The sequence below is a fragment of the Citrobacter sp. A316 genome (assembly GCF_002042945.1).
In the GTDB taxonomy this organism is placed as follows: domain Bacteria; phylum Pseudomonadota; class Gammaproteobacteria; order Enterobacterales; family Enterobacteriaceae; genus Citrobacter; species Citrobacter portucalensis.
Map to the genome: position 1 here is coordinate 100,968 of NZ_MVFZ01000016.1, position 19,791 is coordinate 120,758.

General features: G+C 54.2%; 14 protein-coding genes. 6 read left to right on the forward strand and 8 right to left on the reverse strand.

Going from position 1 to position 19,791, the window contains the following annotated elements:
• Nucleotides 1-160: 160 nt before the first annotated feature.
• Nucleotides 161-2,440: an NADP-dependent oxaloacetate-decarboxylating malate dehydrogenase gene (gene maeB, locus BZK41_RS18980; RefSeq protein ID WP_003838520.1), complete on the reverse strand. Its 2,280-nt coding sequence runs from the start codon at nucleotides 2,438-2,440 to the stop codon at nucleotides 161-163.
• 280 nt (nucleotides 2,441-2,720) lie between these two features.
• Between maeB and tkt the strand changes: the two genes are divergently transcribed.
• Nucleotides 2,721-4,715: a transketolase gene (gene tkt / locus BZK41_RS18990; RefSeq protein ID WP_079939161.1), complete on the forward strand. Its 1,995-nt coding sequence runs from the start codon at nucleotides 2,721-2,723 to the stop codon at nucleotides 4,713-4,715.
• Here the strand turns inward: tkt and BZK41_RS18995 are convergent.
• From BZK41_RS18995 to aegA, 3 genes are all read right to left on the reverse strand, one after another.
• The gene (locus tag BZK41_RS18995) at nucleotides 4,705-5,748 is read right to left on the reverse strand and encodes a DUF1176 domain-containing protein (protein ID WP_079939182.1); all 1,044 of its coding nucleotides are present in this window, start codon (nucleotides 5,746-5,748) and stop codon (nucleotides 4,705-4,707) included. The two genes, tkt and BZK41_RS18995, sit on opposite strands and share 11 nt — an antisense overlap.
• 123 nt (nucleotides 5,749-5,871) lie before the next feature.
• The gene (nudK, locus tag BZK41_RS19000; RefSeq protein ID WP_079939162.1) at nucleotides 5,872-6,447 is read right to left on the reverse strand and encodes a GDP-mannose pyrophosphatase NudK; all 576 of its coding nucleotides are present in this window, start codon (nucleotides 6,445-6,447) and stop codon (nucleotides 5,872-5,874) included.
• A gap of 67 nt (nucleotides 6,448-6,514) precedes the next feature.
• Nucleotides 6,515-8,494, reverse strand: coding sequence for a formate-dependent uric acid utilization protein AegA (gene aegA, locus BZK41_RS19005; RefSeq protein ID WP_079939163.1), 1,980 nt, complete (start codon nucleotides 8,492-8,494; stop codon nucleotides 6,515-6,517).
• 260 nt (nucleotides 8,495-8,754) lie between these two features.
• Here aegA and narQ point away from each other — a divergent pair, with 260 nt between their 5' ends.
• Complete coding sequence (narQ, locus tag BZK41_RS19010) at nucleotides 8,755-10,452, forward strand: nitrate/nitrite two-component system sensor histidine kinase NarQ (protein ID WP_079939164.1); 1,698 nt, start codon at nucleotides 8,755-8,757, stop codon at nucleotides 10,450-10,452.
• Between the two features lie 184 nt (nucleotides 10,453-10,636).
• Nucleotides 10,637-13,750, forward strand: a complete 3,114-nt coding sequence (gene acrD / locus BZK41_RS19015) for a multidrug efflux RND transporter permease AcrD (protein WP_079939165.1) — start codon at nucleotides 10,637-10,639, stop codon at nucleotides 13,748-13,750.
• Between the two features lie 75 nt (nucleotides 13,751-13,825).
• Here the strand turns inward: acrD and ypfM are convergent, their stop codons facing one another.
• The gene (gene ypfM / locus BZK41_RS27025) at nucleotides 13,826-13,885 is read right to left on the reverse strand and encodes a protein YpfM (RefSeq protein ID WP_001386977.1); all 60 of its coding nucleotides are present in this window, start codon (nucleotides 13,883-13,885) and stop codon (nucleotides 13,826-13,828) included.
• Nucleotides 13,886-14,273: 388 nt separating this feature from the next.
• On the opposite strand from ypfM, the gene BZK41_RS19020 reads away from it, so the two are divergent.
• The 3 genes from BZK41_RS19020 to BZK41_RS19030 are packed head-to-tail and all read left to right on the forward strand — an operon-like array spanning nucleotide 14,274 to nucleotide 15,989.
• The gene (locus BZK41_RS19020) at nucleotides 14,274-14,630 is read left to right on the forward strand and encodes an ArsC family reductase (protein WP_003835078.1); all 357 of its coding nucleotides are present in this window, start codon (nucleotides 14,274-14,276) and stop codon (nucleotides 14,628-14,630) included.
• Nucleotides 14,631-14,633: 3 nt separating this feature from the next.
• Complete coding sequence (gene dapE, locus BZK41_RS19025; protein ID WP_079939166.1) at nucleotides 14,634-15,761, forward strand: succinyl-diaminopimelate desuccinylase; 1,128 nt, start codon at nucleotides 14,634-14,636, stop codon at nucleotides 15,759-15,761.
• A gap of 27 nt (nucleotides 15,762-15,788) precedes the next feature.
• Nucleotides 15,789-15,989 carry a YpfN family protein gene (locus BZK41_RS19030; RefSeq protein ID WP_003835080.1) on the forward strand — a complete coding sequence of 67 codons (201 nt, stop codon included), beginning with the start codon at nucleotides 15,789-15,791 and terminating at the stop codon, nucleotides 15,987-15,989.
• Between the two features lie 103 nt (nucleotides 15,990-16,092).
• Here BZK41_RS19030 and ypfH read toward each other — a convergent pair whose 3' ends face one another.
• The 3 genes from ypfH to BZK41_RS19045 form a co-directional block, all read right to left on the reverse strand.
• The gene (ypfH, locus tag BZK41_RS19035) at nucleotides 16,093-16,791 is read right to left on the reverse strand and encodes an esterase (protein WP_079939167.1); all 699 of its coding nucleotides are present in this window, start codon (nucleotides 16,789-16,791) and stop codon (nucleotides 16,093-16,095) included.
• 73 nt (nucleotides 16,792-16,864) lie between these two features.
• A complete protein-coding gene (locus BZK41_RS19040; RefSeq protein ID WP_079939168.1) occupies nucleotides 16,865-18,880 on the reverse strand; it encodes a tRNA(Met) cytidine acetyltransferase TmcA in 2,016 nt (671 codons plus the stop codon).
• A gap of 15 nt (nucleotides 18,881-18,895) precedes the next feature.
• Nucleotides 18,896-19,762 carry a neutral zinc metallopeptidase gene (locus BZK41_RS19045; RefSeq protein WP_079939183.1) on the reverse strand — a complete coding sequence of 289 codons (867 nt, stop codon included), beginning with the start codon at nucleotides 19,760-19,762 and terminating at the stop codon, nucleotides 18,896-18,898.
• Between the last annotated feature and the right edge of the window lie 29 nt (nucleotides 19,763-19,791).

A 19,791-nucleotide genomic window follows, 5' to 3' on the forward strand; every position in this document is an offset into this window, starting at 1 on the left:
TGCTCACCGCCTCCGCTAAAACTGCCCTCATCGTGGCAATTTTTTGTCAGAGTAAATAACAAAATTCGGCAACCAGGTTTAAAAGGTGAAGTAGATCACTAAGAAAGGGAAAATAAAAAGGCGCGGGAGAAACCCGCGCCGGAAATAAATTAAAGTGAAATTACAGCGGCTGTGTTTGAGCTTCTACAACCGCCAGCGCCACCATATTAACGATACGACGAACAGAGGCGATCGGCGTTAATACATGAACAGGTTTCGCAACCCCCATAAGCACCGGGCCCACCGTTACGCCTTCAGAACTGGAAACGCGTAGTAAGTTGTAACTAATACGGGCCGCTTCCATATTCGGCATCACCAGAATATTTGCAGAGCCTTTCAACGGACTGTCCGGCATGCGGTCATTACGGATGCTTTCCACCAGCGCAGCATCGCCGTGCATTTCGCCGTCAATCATCAACTCTGGCGCACGCGCCTTAATCAGCTCCAGCGCTTCGCGCATTTTGCTGGCCGACGGGCAGTCAGAGGAACCAAAGTTGGAGTGCGAGAGCAACGCTACCTTCGGTTCAATACCAAAGCGACGCACGGTCTCTGCCGCCATCACGGCGATTTCAGCCAGTTGCTCAGGCGTAGGATCGTCGTTGACGTAAGTATCGGCGATAAAGGTGTTACCACTTGGCAGCAGCAAGGCGTTCATCGCTCCGGCAGTATGCACGCCATCACGATGACCAAACACCTCTTTCACCACGCTGAAGTGCTCATGGTAGTCGCCAATCGTACCGCAGATCATCGCATCCGCTTCGCCACGCTGTACCATGATTGCGCCGATCACCGTGGTGTTGGCGATCACCGCACGCTGCGCCTGCTCCTGGGTAATCCCACGACGCTTCATAATCTGGTAGTACTCGCTCCAGTACTCTTTAAAGCGCGGATCGGACTCATTGTTGACGATTTCAAAATCGACGCCCGCTTTGATCTGCAGCCCCAGTTTCTGGATACGCATTTCAATAACGCTTGGACGACCGATCAGGATCGGTTTTGCCAGCCCTAAAGTAATCAGCTCCTGAGTAGCATGCAGTACGCGCGCCTCTTCCCCTTCGGTCAGCACCACGCGCTTCGGCGCTTTGCGTGCCAGGGAGAAAATCGGCTTCATGAACAGGTTGGTTTTGTAGACGAATTCGGTCAGCTTATCGATGTAAGCGTCAAAGTCGGCTATCGGACGCGTTGCCACGCCGGAGTCCATCGCCGCTTTCGCCACCGCAGGGGCAATTTTGACGATCAGACGCGGGTCGAACGGTTTCGGAATGATATATTCCGGGCCGAAGCTCAGGTCCTGATCGCCATAAGCAGAGGCCACCACTTCACTCTGCTCGGCATGCGCCAGCTCAGCAATGGCGTGTACCGCCGCCAGTTTCATCTCTTCGTTAATGGCCGTCGCACCGACATCCAGCGCACCGCGGAAGATGAACGGGAAGCACAGGACGTTGTTAACCTGGTTCGGGTAGTCTGAACGCCCGGTACAGATGATGGCGTCGGAACGCACCTCTTTTGCCAGCGGCGGCAGGATTTCCGGTTCCGGGTTGGCGAGTGCCAGAATCATTGGCGCACGCGCCATCTTCTTAACCATTTCCTGGGTCAGCACTTTCGGGCCCGAGCAGCCGAGGAAAATATCTGCGCCATCAATGACATCATCCAGCGTACGCTTACCGTCATCCACCACAGCGTAAGCCGCTTTGGTTTCCGCCATGTTCGGTTCGCGGTCTTTGTAAATCACACCTTTGGAGTCACAGACCACAATATTGTGTTTCTGCATACCCAGCGCTACCAGCAGGTTCATACAGGCAATCGCCGCCGCGCCTGCGCCAGACACCACCATGCGCACGTCAGAGATATTTTTCTCTACCACCCGCAGACCGTTCAAAATTGCAGCAGTACTGATGATTGCCGTACCGTGCTGGTCATCGTGGAAGACCGGAATATTCATGCGTTCGCGCAATTTTTGCTCAATGTAGAAGCACTCCGGCGCTTTAATATCTTCGAGGTTGATACCGCCAAACGTGGGTTCCAGGGCCGCAACCACATTGATAAATTTATCCGGATCGAGTTCATCGACTTCAATGTCGAACACATCGATCCCGGCGAATTTCTTAAACAGAACGCCTTTACCTTCCATCACCGGTTTGCCGGCCAACGCGCCAATGTTGCCGAGACCCAGCACCGCTGTACCGTTGGAAATAACCGCAACCAGGTTGCCGCGCGCGGTGTATTTGTAGGCCGCCAGCGGGTCCTTTTCAATTTCAAGACACGGCGCAGCCACGCCCGGCGAATAGGCCAGCGCCAGGTCGCGCTGCGTTGCCAGAGGCTTGGTCGGAGAAACCTGGATTTTACCGGGTACCGGAAATTCGTGGAAATCGAGAGCGCTTTGTTTTAACTGGTCATCCATCTTGTTGTTCCTTTCACGTATCTATCAAAAAAGTGGCGCGGGTAACCATTCTACTGAGCCGCACATTATCACCTCAGTCAACGGCACAAACTTTGAAGGTCCCCAAACTCTCACCATTCAAAGAAAGAATTTGTTATCAATTTATAACAGCCATGTTACCTGCTTAATCCAGCAATACCATGCTTGTCTGCTATGCTTTTTGCTGACAACGCCCACAATTTTCCCAAAAGTGTGAATCACAACACGCATCTAACACTTTACTTTTCAAGGAGTATTTCCTATGACCCGTAAAGAGCTTGCCAATGCCATTCGTGCGCTAAGTATGGATGCCGTCCAAAAAGCTAACTCCGGCCACCCTGGAGCACCAATGGGGATGGCCGATATCGCCGAAGTGCTGTGGAACGATTTTCTACGCCATAACCCGACCGATCCCACCTGGTACGATCGTGACCGGTTTATTCTGTCCAACGGCCACGCCTCAATGCTGCTTTACAGCCTGTTGCATCTTTCCGGTTACGACCTGTCGATCGAAGAATTAAAGAACTTCCGTCAGCTCCATTCGAAAACGCCAGGTCACCCGGAAATTGGCTACACGCCGGGCGTGGAAACCACCACCGGACCGCTGGGCCAGGGGTTAGCCAACGCCGTCGGCATGGCCATTGCCGAGCGCACGCTGGCAGCACAGTTTAACCAGCCGGACCATGAGATTGTTGACCACTTTACCTGGGTCTTTATGGGCGACGGCTGTCTGATGGAGGGTATTTCACACGAGGCTTGTTCGCTGGCGGGCACGCTGGGGCTTGGCAAACTCATCGGCTTCTACGATCACAACGGCATCTCGATTGACGGTGAAACCGATGGCTGGTTTACCGACGATACTGCAAAACGCTTTGAGGCTTATCACTGGCATGTGGTGCACGAGATTGACGGTCATGACCCTGAGGCGGTGAAAAAAGCCATTCAGGAAGCGCAGGCTGTTACCGATAAACCGTCGCTGATTATCTGCCGTACGGTGATTGGTTTTGGATCACCAAATAAAGCCGGAAAAGAGGAAGCGCACGGCGCTGCGCTGGGCGAAGAAGAGGTGGCGCTGACCCGGCAGAAACTGGGGTGGCATCATCCGGCTTTTGAGATCCCCAAAGAGATTTACCGGGCGTGGGACGCACGTGAGAAAGGCGAAAAAGCGCAACAGGGCTGGAAGGAGAAATTCGCAGCTTACCAACAAGCCTACCCGGAACTGGCGGCAGAGTTTTCTCGCCGGATGAGCGGTGGACTGCCGAAGGAGTGGGAGGCAACAACCCAGAAATATATTACCGAGCTGCAGGCCAATCCGGCCAAAATCGCCACCCGTAAGGCCTCGCAAAATACCCTTAACGCCTACGGGCCTGTACTGCCTGAGCTGCTTGGCGGATCGGCGGATCTGGCGCCCAGCAACCTGACCATCTGGAAAGGCTCCTCCTCTCTTAAAGAGGATCATGCAGGAAACTACATCCACTACGGCGTGCGTGAATTTGGCATGACCGCGATTGCCAACGGTATCGCGCACCATGGGGGCTTCATACCGTACACCGCTACGTTCCTGATGTTTGTCGAATATGCCCGTAATGCCGCGCGCATGGCGGCGCTGATGAAAGCCCGACAAATCATGGTTTATACCCACGACTCGATTGGCCTGGGGGAAGATGGTCCTACGCACCAGGCCGTTGAACAGCTCGCCAGCCTGCGTCTGACGCCTAATTTCAGCACCTGGCGACCATGCGATCAGGTTGAGGCGGCGGTAGGCTGGAAGCTGGCAGTCGAACGCCATGACGGGCCAACGGCGCTGATCCTCTCGCGGCAGAATCTGGCGCAAGTTGAGCGCACGCCTGAGCAGGTGCAGCAAATTGCCCGCGGCGGCTATGTGCTGAAGGATGGCGGCGGTAAGCCAGATATTATTTTGATTGCTACCGGTTCAGAAATGGAAATTACGCTGCTGGCGGCGGAAAAACTGACCGGCGAAGGTCGTAACGTGCGGGTGGTGTCTCTGCCCTCAACCGATATCTTCGACGCCCAGGATGAGGCGTACCGGGAATCGGTCCTGCCAGCAAACGTCAGCGCGCGCGTGGCGGTAGAAGCAGGGGTTGCCGACTACTGGTACAAATACGTCGGACTGAAAGGGGCGATTGTTGGGATGACGGGTTATGGGGAGTCGGCTCCGGCGGACAAGCTGTTCCCGTTCTTTGGCTTTACGGTAGATAACATCGTCAACAAAGCGCACAAGGTGCTTAACGCGTGATCCACAGCGTGGGCCAGGCATCTGGCCCATGCCAGTTATCACAACTTGGCTCCTGGGCATAGCGCACCAGGCGAAAACGTTGCCCGTCGTAGCGCCAGCGGGTCTGGATACCGCAATCTGCCAACCCTCGTCCTTTAGCGAGGGTAACCAGCTCCCGCGACTTCTCGTCAAACGTAGCGTTGGTCAGCTCCATATCGCGACTTTCCGCCTCCGTTTTAAAAGGCAGGCTTAAACGTACCGCGCGTGAAGTCAACGGAGTAGTACGTGAAACCACCCACGCCAGATCGATAGTGTTATACGCCCCGGCCTCACAGCCAATCATCAGCAGCGCTTTATCATCCGTTAGGGCCGTGACGCGCATCTCGCGACGCAGCGGATCGATAGAGCAGCGAATACCGTTGATTCGCCAGTTACCATAGTCCAGCAGTTCACTGCGCTCCTGCTGTGTGAGAGGCGTTGGCGTTGGATTAATGACTGCTACACCTTTCAGCGCGGGGGCCGGAGGTACACTGAGCGGTGGCTCGTCGCCTTTTTCGATCCATGCGGTTTCACTCCCCACGCGTTTTTGCTGGGCGTCGATAAACAACAATGCGGCTTTTAGCCCGACCAACGACAGGTTTTGCGCACCTTTTTGCAGGGTAATCGCCTTCGCGTCCTGTACTGTTTGTAAAAATGCGCTAATGGTGGCGGGATCATCGGTCGTCAGCTGCCTGGGGGTAACACGCCAGTGTTCGCCGCTCAGCGAGAGCGGCGCACCATCCAACAGCAGACGCGGCGCAATATCGTTCTCTTTGACGTTAGAAGACTCCAGCCCGCCCAGCTCAATACGCAATACGGCGTCGGTATGTGCCCCGGCGCTGCGGCTCAAGGTCATGACCAGGCCGTGGTGCTCTCCGGTATTGCGCGCCACGCAAAAATTTTGGTTATTACACGTCACCTGCCAGTCAGAAAACGCCTGTTGCGCGGGCGCAGCCCACAGCAAACGGGCTGGTAGCAACCCGAGCAGGAAAAGGAGAATAACGCGATAGCGCATGGGCGGTACAACCCCGAAGTCAAAACACACAGCCTAAGCGGTATCTTCCTTGCGCGACTGATGTGGCTCAATAAGAATTGTCGGATTGGCCGTAAATTTGTAAAGAAATATAAATTCCGTGCATTAGTCCATGAGATGCGATGACTGCAAATAGTTCAGCAATAGCACCGTTTTACCGTCACGGATCTCACCCGTTTTGATCATTTTCAGCGCCTGGGTGAACGGCAGTTCCAGAACTTCAATATCTTCATCTTCCACACCGCCGCCGGCATTTGCTCGCTGGCTGTCACTGTATTGTGCGATGAAGAAGTGGATTATTTCCGTCACGCCGCCCGGCGACATGTATAACTCAAACAGTTTTCGCACCTCGCCCACTTCAAAGCCGGTTTCTTCAATGGCCTCTTTGCGAATGCACGCTTCCGGTTCGTCGTTATCCAACAGCCCGGCGCAGGTTTCAATCAGTTGACCATCTTCATTACCGTTGACCCAGGTGGCGACGCGGAACTGGCGGATTAACACCACCGTTTTCTTCTCCGGGTTATACAGCAAGATTGTGGCGCCGTTACCGCGATCGTAAACCTCGCGTTTATGGCGAATCACCTCCCCAGTGCTACGGGTCAGGTCATAGGTGATATTGCGCAGGATGAAGTAGTTATCGGAGAGGACTTTATCTTTGATGAGGGTAATTTTTTGCGACATACCGGCTCCACAGCAAGAAGTGAGAAATAATACTACGCCGTGAAACCGGGTTTGTCTTGACCTTAGGCTAATGAGATTTGACTGATTTTACACCCAGCCAGTCGACAATCCCCTGGGCAGCATGCCGCCCTTCCGCCATGGCCGTCACCACCAGGTCTGCACCGCGTACCGCGTCGCCACCGGCAAAGATTTTCGGGTTACTGGTTTGATAACGGTATGCGCTTTCAACATCGGCGGCAATACGCCCCCAGTTATCGACCTTAACGCCATGCGACTCCAGCCACGGCATGCCGTGTGGGTGAAAGCCAAACGCCATGATCACCGCATCTGCGGGCATGACAAACTCACTCCCGGCGATGGGAACCGGGCGACGACGGCCCTGCGCATCAGGTTCACCAAGTTGGGTACGTAAGAAACGCACGCCGCTGACTCGCCCATCGGCATGCAACACCAGCTCAACCGGCTGAACGTTAAACTCGAAGTTTGCCCCCTCTTCCCGGGCGTTCTTCACCTCTTTTTTCGAGCCGGGCATGTTGGCCTCATCACGGCGATAAGCGCAGGTCACCTGGCTTGCGCCATGACGCAGCGCGGTTCGCACGCAGTCCATTGCCGTATCGCCTCCGCCCAGCACAACCACGTTCAATCCTGCGGTATTGATAAACGGCTCTTCAGGCAGTTCCTCCAGCCCCATCACCTGCTTGGTGTTGGCAATCAGGAACGGCAGCGCATCATATACGCCTGGCGCGTCTTCATTTGGCAGGTCCGCTTTCATGGAACGATAGGTTCCTACGCCCACGAACACGGCATCGTAATCCTCCAGCAGCTTTTCAAGCGCGACATCCTTACCCACTTCGCAGTTAAGTTCAAAATGGATGCCCATGGCGCTGAAGATTTCACGGCGACGCGCCAGCAGCGATTTGTCCAGCTTGAAGGCCGGAATACCGAACGTCAGCAAACCGCCAATTTCAGGATGGCGATCGTAAACGGTGGCGCTGACGCCGCTGCGCGCAAGCACATCCGCACAGGCCAGACCCGCCGGACCCGCACCGATGATGGCAACACGCTTGTCCACTTTCTGCACATGGCTTAAGTCCGGTCGCCATCCTTTACTCAGCGCCCGATCGGAGATGTAACGCTCAATATTACCGATGGTGACTGCGCCATGCTCGCTACGCACCGTGCATGCCCCTTCGCAGAGTCGATCCTGCGGGCATACACGTCCGGTCACCTCCGGCAGGCAGTTGGTTTGGTGTGAAAGCTCAACCGCCGCGTCGATATTCCCGGCTTTGACCAGTTCAATCCACTGCGGAATATGGTTATGCAACGGACAGGTCCATTCGCAGATACTGTGGTCGCCGCATTTCAGGCAGCGAGAGGCTTCGCGCTCCGCCTGCGCCGTACGAAACGGCAGATAGATCTCTTCAAAGCTGGTTTTCCGGGCCTCAATCGCCAGTTTATCCGGTTCACCACGCGCAGGCGTCGCCTGCATTTGCTCACGTTTGGTGATGATATGTGGAACAAAATCGGTAGTGCTGGTATGCCATGGCTGGCTTTCCAGACTTGCGGTACGCAGCCTGCGCGCTTTTGACAGACCGGTAAGCGAATTTTCCGTCACCAGTTGTAACGCCTGCGCCGGACAGTTCTCTACGCAGGCGGGCCCCTGTTCACGCCCCTGGCACAGATCGCATTTGTGCGCCGTGGCTTTCACCTTCCCTTTGGCGACGGGAGTGAGTACGATCTGCATCGTGCCGAAAGGACAGGCAACGACGCACGATTTACAGCCAATGCACTTTTGCGGGTTCACCTGAACGCTGTCGTTATCATGGCTAATTGCCCCGTTTGGGCAACTTCTGGCGCAGGGTGCATCTTCGCAGTGGTGACAGGTCACCGCGCTGCGCTGCTGCTGATGCTTAATGACGGTAATTCGGGGCTGAAAATGCCGTTGGTCCAGGACATGCTGTTCGCCATTGTGAGCCATGACGCAGGCGACCTCACAGGCATGGCATCCCAGGCACTGCTGGCTATTGACCATAATAAAACGATTCATGGCTTCCTTCTTTTTTGGTTGCAAAAACCTTATTCTTTATAAGAGTGTTATTAACCGACACGGAAGGAAGCGGCAATGTTCATTTGCCCAGGAAGCACAACTATTTATCCAGAACCTGTGGCAGATCAATTTATTTCATCGCATATGAAATTGTGTTTCAGTTACCATCCAGTTTCATGGCGTTTTATTAACATTTATCAAATACACCGCATTGTTCACGCTGTTTTCAGGCGCGACGTGTATTGTGTGAGGATGCACAAGTGACGGTAAAGCGTCCGGTCTCGGCCAGTCTGGCTAAAGCTTTTTTCTACATAGTGCTGTTGTCAATTCTCTCAACGGGTATTGCGCTGCTCACGCTGACCAGCAGCTTGCGAGATGCCGAAGCCATCAACGTTGCTGGCTCATTGCGCATGCAAAGCTACCGTCTGGGTTACGATCTACAAAGCCAGAGCCAGCAGCTTAATGCCCACCGCCAGCTTTTCCAGCAGGCGCTAAACTCGCCAGCACTACAGAATCTGAACGCGTGGTATGTGCCACAAGCGGTAAAAAGCCGCTATGGGCGTCTGCATGCTAACTGGCTGGAAATGAACGCACGCTTGGTCGACGGCGATTTAAAATGGTACCAGGCCAATATCAACAACTACGTCGATCAAATCGATCTCTTCGTGCTGGCGTTGCAGCATTATGCCGAGCGTAAAGTAATGCTGGTATTTGGCATCTCGCTGGCGGGCGGGATCGGCATATTCACCCTCGTCTTCTTTACCCTGCGGCGCATTCGCCAGCAGGTGGTGCGTCCACTGAATAAACTGGTGATGGCCAGTCAGCAAATTGAACACGGTCAGTTTGATATTCCACCGCTGGATACAGATTTGCCCAATGAACTGGGGTTGCTGGGCAAAACGTTTAGCCAGATGTCGAGTGAATTACACAAGCTGTATCGCTCGCTGGAAGCATCTGTTGCCGAGAAAACTCACGATCTCCACGAAGCCAATCGCCGTCTGGAGGTGTTGTATCAGTGCTCCCAGGCTTTAAATACCAGCCAGATTGACGTGCACTGCTTCCGCCATATTTTACAGATCGTCCGCGAACATGACGCCGCGTATTTCCTTGAGCTCACCGTCGGTGATAACTGGCGGATTAGCGAAGGGGCTAAAAGCCCCGAGCTGCCGATGCAGATCCTGCCGGTCACCATGCAGGAAACCGTCTACGGCGAACTGCACTGGCAAAGTCCCAACATCAATGCTTCTACTCCGCTGCTCAACAGCGTCTCCTCGATGTTGGGACGCGGGTTGTACTTCAACCAGGCACAAAAACATTTTCAGCAGCTGTTGTTAATGGAGGAGCGAGCGACGATTGCACGCGAACTGCACGACTCACTGGCGCAGGTGCTCTCTTATTTACGCATTCAGCTCACGCTGCTGAAGCGTTCAATTCCGGAAGATAACGCCCCGGCGCAAAGCATTATGGCGGATTTCTCCCAGGCGCTGAACGATGCCTACCGTCAGCTACGCGAACTGCTCACCACCTTCCGTCTGACCTTACAGCAGGCAGACTTACCCTCCGCCTTACATGAAATGCTGGAAACGCTGCAAAATCAAACCTCAGCTAAACTCACACTCGACTGTCGGTTACCCACCCTGGCGTTGGATGCGCAAATGCAGGTGCACCTGTTGCAGATCATCCGCGAAGCGGTGCTGAATGCCATTAAGCATGCCAGTGCGAGCGAAATTGCCGTCAGCTGCGTAACGGCTCCGGACGGCAACCACACGGTTTATATCCGCGATAACGGCATCGGCATTGGCGAGCCGCATGAGCCTACAGGGCACTATGGACTAAATATTATGCGTGAGCGGGCGGAAAGACTGAGCGGCACGCTGACCTTCTCTCAACCCTCCGGAGGGGGCACGCTGGTGAGTATCAGTTTCCGTTCAGCTGAATCAGACGGTGAGCTAACGTAAAGAACCGCAAAGCGCCGTCGGGTCTGGATCCAGGCCTGACGGCGTTGGCACGAAAGGTATGCTGTAAACGGGCATGATAATTTACATTATCTTCTTTTTTTCTCCACGTTTGACCCGTACCTTGCCGCTAAAGTGAAGCAAGCCATACCCATAACGATACGCAGAAACACGAGGTCCTCTTTTAATGGCGAATTTTTTCATCGATCGCCCCATTTTTGCCTGGGTGTTAGCTATCCTGTTGTGCCTGACAGGAGCCCTGGCTATTTTTTCACTGCCCGTTGAACAATATCCCGATCTGGCACCGCCAAACGTGCGGGTCACCGCCAACTATCCTGGCGCCTCGGCTCAGACTCTGGAAAACACCGTCACCCAGGTTATCGAGCAGAACATGACCGGTCTCGATAACCTGATGTACATGTCATCGCAGAGCAGCGGGACAGGTCAGGCTACGGTTACGTTGAGCTTCGTTGCCGGAACCGATCCTGACGAGGCCGTCCAGCAGGTGCAAAACCAGCTGCAATCGGCAATGCGTAAACTGCCGCAGGCGGTACAGGATCAGGGGGTCACGGTGCGTAAGACCGGGGACACCAATATTCTGACTATCGCCTTTGTCTCTACCGATGGCTCAATGGATAAGCAGGACATCGCCGACTATGTCGCCAGTAACATTCAGGATCCGCTCAGCCGTATTAACGGCGTGGGAGATATTGACGCTTACGGCTCACAGTACTCCATGCGTATCTGGCTTGACCCGGCCAAACTGAACAGTTTCCAGATGACCGCTAAAGATGTGACCGACGCTATCGAGTCACAGAATGCGCAGATTGCCGTCGGACAACTTGGCGGTACGCCTTCGGTGGACAAGCAGGCGCTGAACGCGACGATCAACGCCCAGTCGCTACTACAGACTCCGGATGAATTCCGCGCCATTACGCTACGCGTCAACCAGGATGGCTCAGAAGTTAAACTGGGCGATGTGGCGACGGTCGAAATGGGTGCTGAAAAGTATGATTACCTCAGCCGCTTTAATGGAAATCCTGCCTCCGGCCTGGGCGTGAAGCTGGCTTCAGGCGCCAATGAAATGGCGACGGCGGAGCTGGTTATCAACCGTCTGAACGAGCTGTCACAATATTTTCCACACGGGCTGGAATATAAGGTGGCATATGAAACCACCTCCTTTGTCAAAGCCTCAATCATCGACGTGGTAAAAACCCTGCTGGAAGCGATCGCGCTGGTATTCCTCGTGATGTACCTGTTCCTGCAAAACTTCCGCGCCACGCTGATTCCCACCATCGCCGTTCCCGTCGTCCTGATGGGTACCTTCTCCGTGCTTTATGCCTTTGGCTATAGCGTTAACACCTTGACGATGTTTGCGATGGTGCTGGCGATCGGCCTGCTGGTCGATGACGCCATTGTAGTCGTGGAAAACGTCGAGCGTATTATGAGTGAGGAAGGGCTCACGCCGCGGGAAGCGACGCGGAAATCGATGGGGCAAATCCAGGGCGCACTGGTCGGTATTGCCATGGTGCTGTCGGCAGTGTTTATCCCGATGGCCTTCTTCGGCGGCACCACCGGGGCAATTTACCGCCAGTTCTCGATTACCATCGTCTCCGCGATGGTGCTGTCTGTTCTGGTGGCGATGATCCTGACCCCCGCTCTGTGCGCCACCCTGCTCAAACCGCTGCATAAGGGCGAGCATCACGGACAAACTGGTTTCTTCGGCTGGTTTAACCGGATGTTTAATCGCAACGCCGAGCGCTACGAAAAAGGCGTTGCCAGGATCCTGCACCGCAGTCTGCGCTGGATACTGATCTACGGCCTGCTGCTCGGTGGGATGGTTTTCCTGTTCCTGCGCCTGCCAACCTCCTTCCTGCCGCTGGAAGACCGCGGCATGTTTACCACCTCGGTCCAGCTGCCCAGCGGCTCCACACAGCAGCAAACATTGAAAGTGGTTGAGGAAGTGGAGAAGTATTACTTCACCCATGAGAAAGACAACATTATGTCAGTCTTTTCCACGGTCGGTTCTGGCCCTGGCGGGAACGGTCAAAACGTGGCACGTATGTTTGTCCGCTTAAAAGACTGGGATGAGCGCGACACCACTACCGGAACCTCTTTCGCCATCATCGAACGTGCGACCAAAGCCTTTAATAAGATTAAAGAAGCCCGCGTCTTCGCCAGCAGCCCTCCGGCTATCAGCGGCCTCGGAAGCTCTGCCGGTTTCGATATGGAGCTGCAGGATCACGCCGGTGCGGGCCATGATGCGTTAATGGCCGCGCGCGACAAACTCATTGAGCTGGCCGGGAAAGACACGTCCCTGACCCGCGTTCGTCATAACGGTCTGGACGACAGCCCGCAGTTGCAAATTGATATCGATCAGCGCAAAGCCCAGGCGCTGGGCGTTTCCATCGACGATATCAACGACACATTGCAAACGGCCTGGGGCTCCAGCTACGTCAATGACTTTATGGACCGGGGCCGCGTGAAGAAGGTTTACGTGCAGGCGGCAGCAAAATATCGCATGCTCCCGGACGACATCAACCTGTGGTACGTCCGCAACAATAGCGGCGGCATGGTGCCTTTCTCGGCCTTTGCCACATCGCGCTGGGAGACCGGTTCACCGCGTCTGGAACGCTATAACGGGTACTCCGCGGTCGAGATTGTCGGCGAAGCTGCGCCCGGTGTCAGCACCGGTACGGCAATGGACATAATGGAATCGCTGGTGCACCAGTTGCCGACTGGGTTTGGCCTCGAATGGACTGCGATGTCTTATCAGGAACGGCTGTCAGGTTCTCAGGCTCCCGCCCTGTATGCCATTTCTCTGCTGGTGGTATTCCTGTGTCTGGCGGCCCTGTACGAAAGCTGGTCTGTTCCTTTCTCCGTCATGCTGGTTGTACCGCTGGGGGTCATTGGCGCGCTACTGGCAACCTGGATGCGCGGTCTGGAAAACGACGTGTATTTCCAGGTCGGGTTACTTACCGTTATCGGGCTATCGGCGAAGAACGCAATATTGATTGTTGAATTCGCCAATGAGATGAACGAGAAAGGGCACGATCTGCTCGACGCTACGCTCCACGCCTGCCGCCAACGTTTACGCCCGATTCTGATGACTTCACTGGCGTTTATCTTCGGGGTGCTGCCGATGACCATCAGCAGTGGCGCTGGTTCTGGCGGTCAACATGCGGTGGGGACAGGCGTAATGGGCGGGATGATTTCAGCTACTATCCTGGCGATTTACTTCGTTCCCCTGTTCTTTGTGCTGGTGCGAAGACGCTTCCCATTGAAGCCACGCCCAGAATAATCGGACACAAAAAAGGCGACTTACGTTGAGTCGCCTTTTTTTATCCTTTACAGGATATGAATTTCTTCCAGAAAATTATTTACGAAGCATCACTTCGATAAAGTCTTTCCAGTTCCCCAGTTCACGTTCAATCATAACAACCTCTCTTATTATTATGGGTATTCTACGAAATCATCATCTTTAAAAGAAGGCAATTTAACCGATGGTTGTGATTGATTCCTCCAGTGTTTGGGGTTTATGTGATCACTATGCGCTATATCCATAAATTTTATGTGACTTACTGCAATATTTTGAAATATTCATACATCATCTACTACTTTTGCAATTCTGATGGAAAAACAGGCTGATGCAAACAGGCTGATTCTGATTTTTAGTTATACGGTATTTTTGGAACTTTCAGGAATCATTATTCACTGTTGTTCAACAATGTTATATTTTTCTATAACGATTGAATGACAATATGTATTATTCATTGTCACAGAATAAAAGAATAAATATTCAAATTACGTCAATAAGGATTCAAATGATCACCCTTTACGGCATTAAGAATTGCGACACGATTAAAAAAGCCAGACGCTGGTTGGAGGCTCAAGGTATTGACTACCGCTTTCATGATTATCGCGTCGACGGTCTGGACAATACGCTATTACAGTCCTTTATCAGCGAATTAGGTTGGGAGGCGCTGCTCAATACGCGTGGAACCACCTGGCGCAAACTCGATGAATCCACGCGCAGTCAAATCACCGATGCGGCTTCCGCCGCCGCATTGATGATTGAAATGCCAGCAATTATCAAACGCCCATTGCTCTGCGCGCCGGGTAAGCCTATGCTGCTTGGTTTCAGTGAATCCAGTTATACTCTGTTTTTTAATGAGGTGTAGTCTATGTCGTGCCCGGTTATTGAGCTGACACAGCAGCTTATTCGCCGTCCTTCCCTGAGCCCGGATGATGCCGGGTGCCAGGCGTTAATGATTGAACGCCTGCGCGCGGTAGGTTTTACCGTTGAGCGTATGGATTTTGGTGACACACAGAATTTTTGGGCATGGCGCGGTAAAGGTGAGACCCTGGCATTTGCCGGTCACACTGACGTAGTGCCTGCCGGCGATATCGATCGTTGGATTAACCCGCCGTTCGAGCCGACCATTCGCGATGGTATGTTATTCGGGCGTGGCGCTGCCGATATGAAAGGTTCACTGGCGGCGATGGTCGTGGCCGCAGAGCGTTTTGTCGCCCAGCATCCAAATCATCAGGGTCGTCTGGCATTTTTGATAACGTCTGACGAAGAAGCCAGCGCCAAAAACGGTACCGTGAAGGTGGTTGAAGCGCTGATGGCGCGTAATGAACAACTGGATTATTGCCTGGTGGGTGAGCCGTCCAGCACGGAAATCGTTGGCGACGTGGTGAAAAATGGACGTCGTGGTTCACTGACCTGCAACCTGACCATTCATGGCGTGCAGGGCCACGTGGCCTATCCGCATCTGGCCGATAACCCGGTACACCGCGCGGCGCCAATGCTCAACGAACTGGTGGCGATCGAGTGGGACCAGGGTAACGAGTTCTTCCCGGCAACCAGCATGCAGATTGCCAATATCCAGGCAGGTACCGGCAGCAACAACGTTATCCCTGGCGAACTGTTTATCCAGTTCAACTTCCGCTTCAGCACTGAGCTGACCGATGAGATGATTAAAGCACGGGTTCACGCGCTGCTGGAGAAACATCAACTGCGTTATACCGTCGACTGGTGGCTTTCCGGTCAGCCGTTCCTGACCGAACGCGGTAAACTGGTGGATGCAGTGGTGAACGCCATTGAGCACTATAATGAGATTAAACCGCAGTTACTGACTACAGGCGGGACGTCCGACGGGCGTTTTATTGCCCGCATGGGGGCGCAGGTAGTAGAACTTGGGCCGGTCAACGCCACTATTCATAAAATTAATGAATGTGTTAATGCCGCCGACCTGCAGCTACTTGCCCGTATGTATCAACGTATCATGGAGCAACTCGTCGCCTGATGAGTGTTCCTGTAAGAGGAAATGTGCATGGACTGGCTGGCAAAGTACTGGTGGATTCTGGTGTTGGTGTTTCTGGTAGGCGTACTGCTGAACGTGATTAAAGATCTCAAGCGCGTCGATCACAAGAAATTTCTTGCCAATAAGCCGGAGCTTCCCCCGCATCGTGACTTTAACGATAAATGGGATGACGACGACGATTGGCCGAATAAAGATCAGCCGAAGAAATAATTTGTAGGCCGATAAGTCCCGTAGGCCCGGTAAGCGTTAGCGCCACCGGGCATTACGTGCCGGATGGCAACGCTTCGCGTTTTATCCAGCCTACGGTGATCAATCAGATCATGGCAATCACATCATCATCGTTGGGCGTACCGCCGCCCAACGCTTCATCAAAGTAGTGCTTCGGTACGGTAAAACGCAGATGATCGAGCGCAAACTGCATGCTGCGTTCATCAATGGCATGCCCCAGATTTTCGACGATATCCAGCGTCACATCCCCACCGGCGCGAATTAACGCTTCCTGCGCGGCAACGGCATGAGATAACTCAATGACCCGGTCTTCTCCACCGTGAATCAAATGCACCGTCGTCGCGGTGGTTGCAGCCTCTGGCAAGGTGGCATAGCGGCCATTGAAGGCGATAACCCGCGACGCCAGTCCCGGCTCAGCTTTGATGCTCTCAAGCGACATAATCGAACCCTGAGAAAAACCAATCAGCGCGGTTGCCTGCGGTGAAACACCGCTTTGTTTCTGCCAGTAGCGCACGGTTTCGATAAACACCGGCATAATGGCGTCAACACGTTCCTGACGATTCTCTTCAGTTACGCCCTGCACCGAAAACCACTGACGTCCGGACGTCGTACCGTAAGGCTCTGCCCCGCCAATGCTAACGATTAGCGCATCAGGAAACAGCGGCGCAAACCAGGAGCCAATTTCACCCATGGCAACCGGGTTATCGCCGACGCCATGAAACAGCAGCAGTAGCTGTTGAGCGGGTTTATCGGGACTTTGAACAACAAAATGGTCATGTTTCATGGCGATCTCCTTAACTGATGAGATTCATTCTACGCCGCTTAACCGCAATGACCATGCCAGGAAATTGAAGAAATTAGTGAAAAAATTGCCATTGCATAATGCGATTATGTAGCCGCTGTTCACGCTCGGCATCCAGCTGATTTAATGCCTGCGCCGCTTCGGCGCGCTGAATGACCAGCAACGCTTTACGACCAGAAATTTTCAGCTGTTGGCATAGTTCGGCATCGCTACGTTTAGCCTGTATGCGTCCGCGTAATGCCGGAAGAGGTAACTCACTGTGCTCAAGCAGACGACTCAGACAGCCTAGCGACGTCAATAATGGCCGATGCGCGAAGGCAAACCCAGCCAGCTCAGCCCAGTCATCTTCATTAAGCGTAGTCTCTTTCAGCGGGACCAGCGGAATGCTCTCATCGTTCCATCGCGCAAGGATTTCCGCATCACGGCGCAAATGCTGGTGCTCCTGCTCGGCAAGGCGTTTCCCCGCTTCACTGATGGGAAGCAACGCCATGGCGGTATAACAGCCGCTGCTGGCTTCCCTATGATTTCCCATTCGCACCAGCACAAAACCGCAGCGCTGCCAGAAACGCCATAGTTCAGCCGTATACCCAAAGCTTACCGACAGATAGTCACACGATGTGGAATAGCGGTGGGCCAGCATAATCAGCTGTTGCCCAATACCTTCTCTTTGGCGCGCAGGATGAACCGCAATTCGACTGACCCGTCTCCCGACGAGCGTCGCTGCCAACGGGTCACCACCGTGCGCCGCCAGCGACTGTGCAACCAGATTGCCCCTTGGTCGGCGATATCCGGCCCAGACTGCCTGGCTTAATTCTGCGGATAGTCCCCCTTCATCGACCAGCCAGACGGCTCCCGCCACCGAGCCAGCGGTTGATGCCTGAAGAAAATGCTGTCCAGGCGCGTCCATCATTCGCCGCAGGTCCAATGGCGAGGTGCGATAATGCGCTCCGGAAAGCAGCTGATATACCGCTAACGGCAGCGCCGGGTTAGCATGCCAGGACTGTTGCTCAAATGCCGAAAAGTGAAGCTCCCCCAATGGGGCATGTGTGAACGTTTCATCATCAAACACCAGCGCATCGCTGACGATTTGCTCCAGCGGACACCCCTGCGCCCAGCGCACGGGTTGTTGCAACTCATAGCGTTGAAGATTGGGGAAGCGGGTACAGAATTTCAGCAAGAAGCCTCTCCCCGTTCCCTCGTAGCCTTGTACTGTAGTGGTTAACAGCGTACGAGGAAAACGCGCCACCAGTTGGTGCAGCAGCGGCGCGGGGATCGCGGCGGCTTCATCCACAATCAGCCAGTCTGCGGTTGCAGAACTGCTTAACAGCGCATCCGGGGCCATAAAGCGGTAACGCTCCCCGGCAAATTGCGCCAGCACATCCGTTGCCGTTTTGGCAGGCGCTGTCACAATCGCAGTGCCGTTAATCCGCGCAATGAGTTGCCCTGCCAGAGCAGATTTGCCCCGACCCCGCGCGGCCGTCACCGCAACCACACCGGGAGTCATAGCCAGCAAATGATTTAATATCATCGCCTGTTCTGGTTGGGGTTCGCCGGTTGCCGCGTGCCAGGCTGCGCGAGCAGGAAAGTGCGGACAGGAAACCGGCTGATGCTGCTGCCAGTGCAGAGCCTGTCTATCGCGGGAAATCACCCGTTTGATGTGTTCAACAAAGTGCGGTGTAGGGATAGGTTCAGCACAATCACTCCAGCGTAGTGAATCCGCGTCCGGATGCGTGTGCCAGGAATGCCAGGGTGGGGTCAGCAAAATCAGCCAACTGCCGGCAATCAGCGTTCCGCTTAAGGCGGCAAATGCCGCAGCATCAAAACCATGCCTGGCGTCAAAAATCGCATGACGAAACTCGCGCCCTAATAATGTTTGTAGCGCCTGCGGCGTACAGCACGGCTCGGTAGGGGCTTGCTCCCCTACCCACAGCCAGTCACCGAGTAACGTGCTGCGTAGCGCTAATGCCTGTTCCTGACACCAGTTATCCTCGCCGCTGATAATCAGCAGACGACGGATCCCTTCGCGGGTCATTTGTTCGGTTAACGCGCTCAGCGCCGTGTTATCGGACATCCCTGCCTCTGTATCTTAAATACCTTTACCAAAAGTATTACATTGCCCCGGATCGCCGCTATCAAAACCGCGTTTGAACCAGGTAAAACGCTGTTCAGAGGTTCCGTGAGTAAAGCTGTCCGGTACGACGCGTCCTTGTCCCTGCTGTTGCAGACGATCGTCACCAATGGCCTGTGCGGCGTTCAGTGCCTCTTCCAGGTCACCAGACTCCAGCACGCCCTGCTGCTGCATACTGTGGCCCCAGACTCCGGCAAAGCAGTCTGCCTGCAGTTCCATTCGAACAGAAAGACGGTTCACTTCTGCCTGTGAGGCATTTTGCTGCATCTGGCGAACTTTCGGTTCAATACCCAGCAGTTTCTGCACATGGTGACCCACTTCATGGGCGATTACATAGCCCTGAGCAAAATCACCATCAGCGCCCAGCTTGTTTTTCATGTCATCATAGAATGAAAGGTCGATATATACCGTACCATCTGCCGGGCAATAAAACGGCCCCATCACAGACTGACCCGCACCGCAGCCGGTACGCGTCGCGCCCCGGTACATCACCAGCTTCGGCTGTTGGTAGGTGCGGCCCATTTTTTCAAACTGCTGTCCCCAGGTATCTTCTGTTGTAGCCAGAATCACCGAGGTAAATTTTGCCGCTTCATCATCGCTTGGGCTGATGGAGCGTGATGATTGCTGTTGGGAGACAGGCTGGCCGGTCATTAATCCCGTGAGATCCACGCCATAATAACCCGCCACCAGCACCACAATCAGCAGGATGATGCCGCCTTTGCCACTGGGCAGACGAAAACCAGGCCCCCCCATAGAGGGGCCGCCGCCAGAGCTGTTTCGTCTGTCTTCCACGTTGTCACTTTCACGACGCCCTTGCCAGCGCATAATCACCTCAACTTTTTCTTCATTATGAT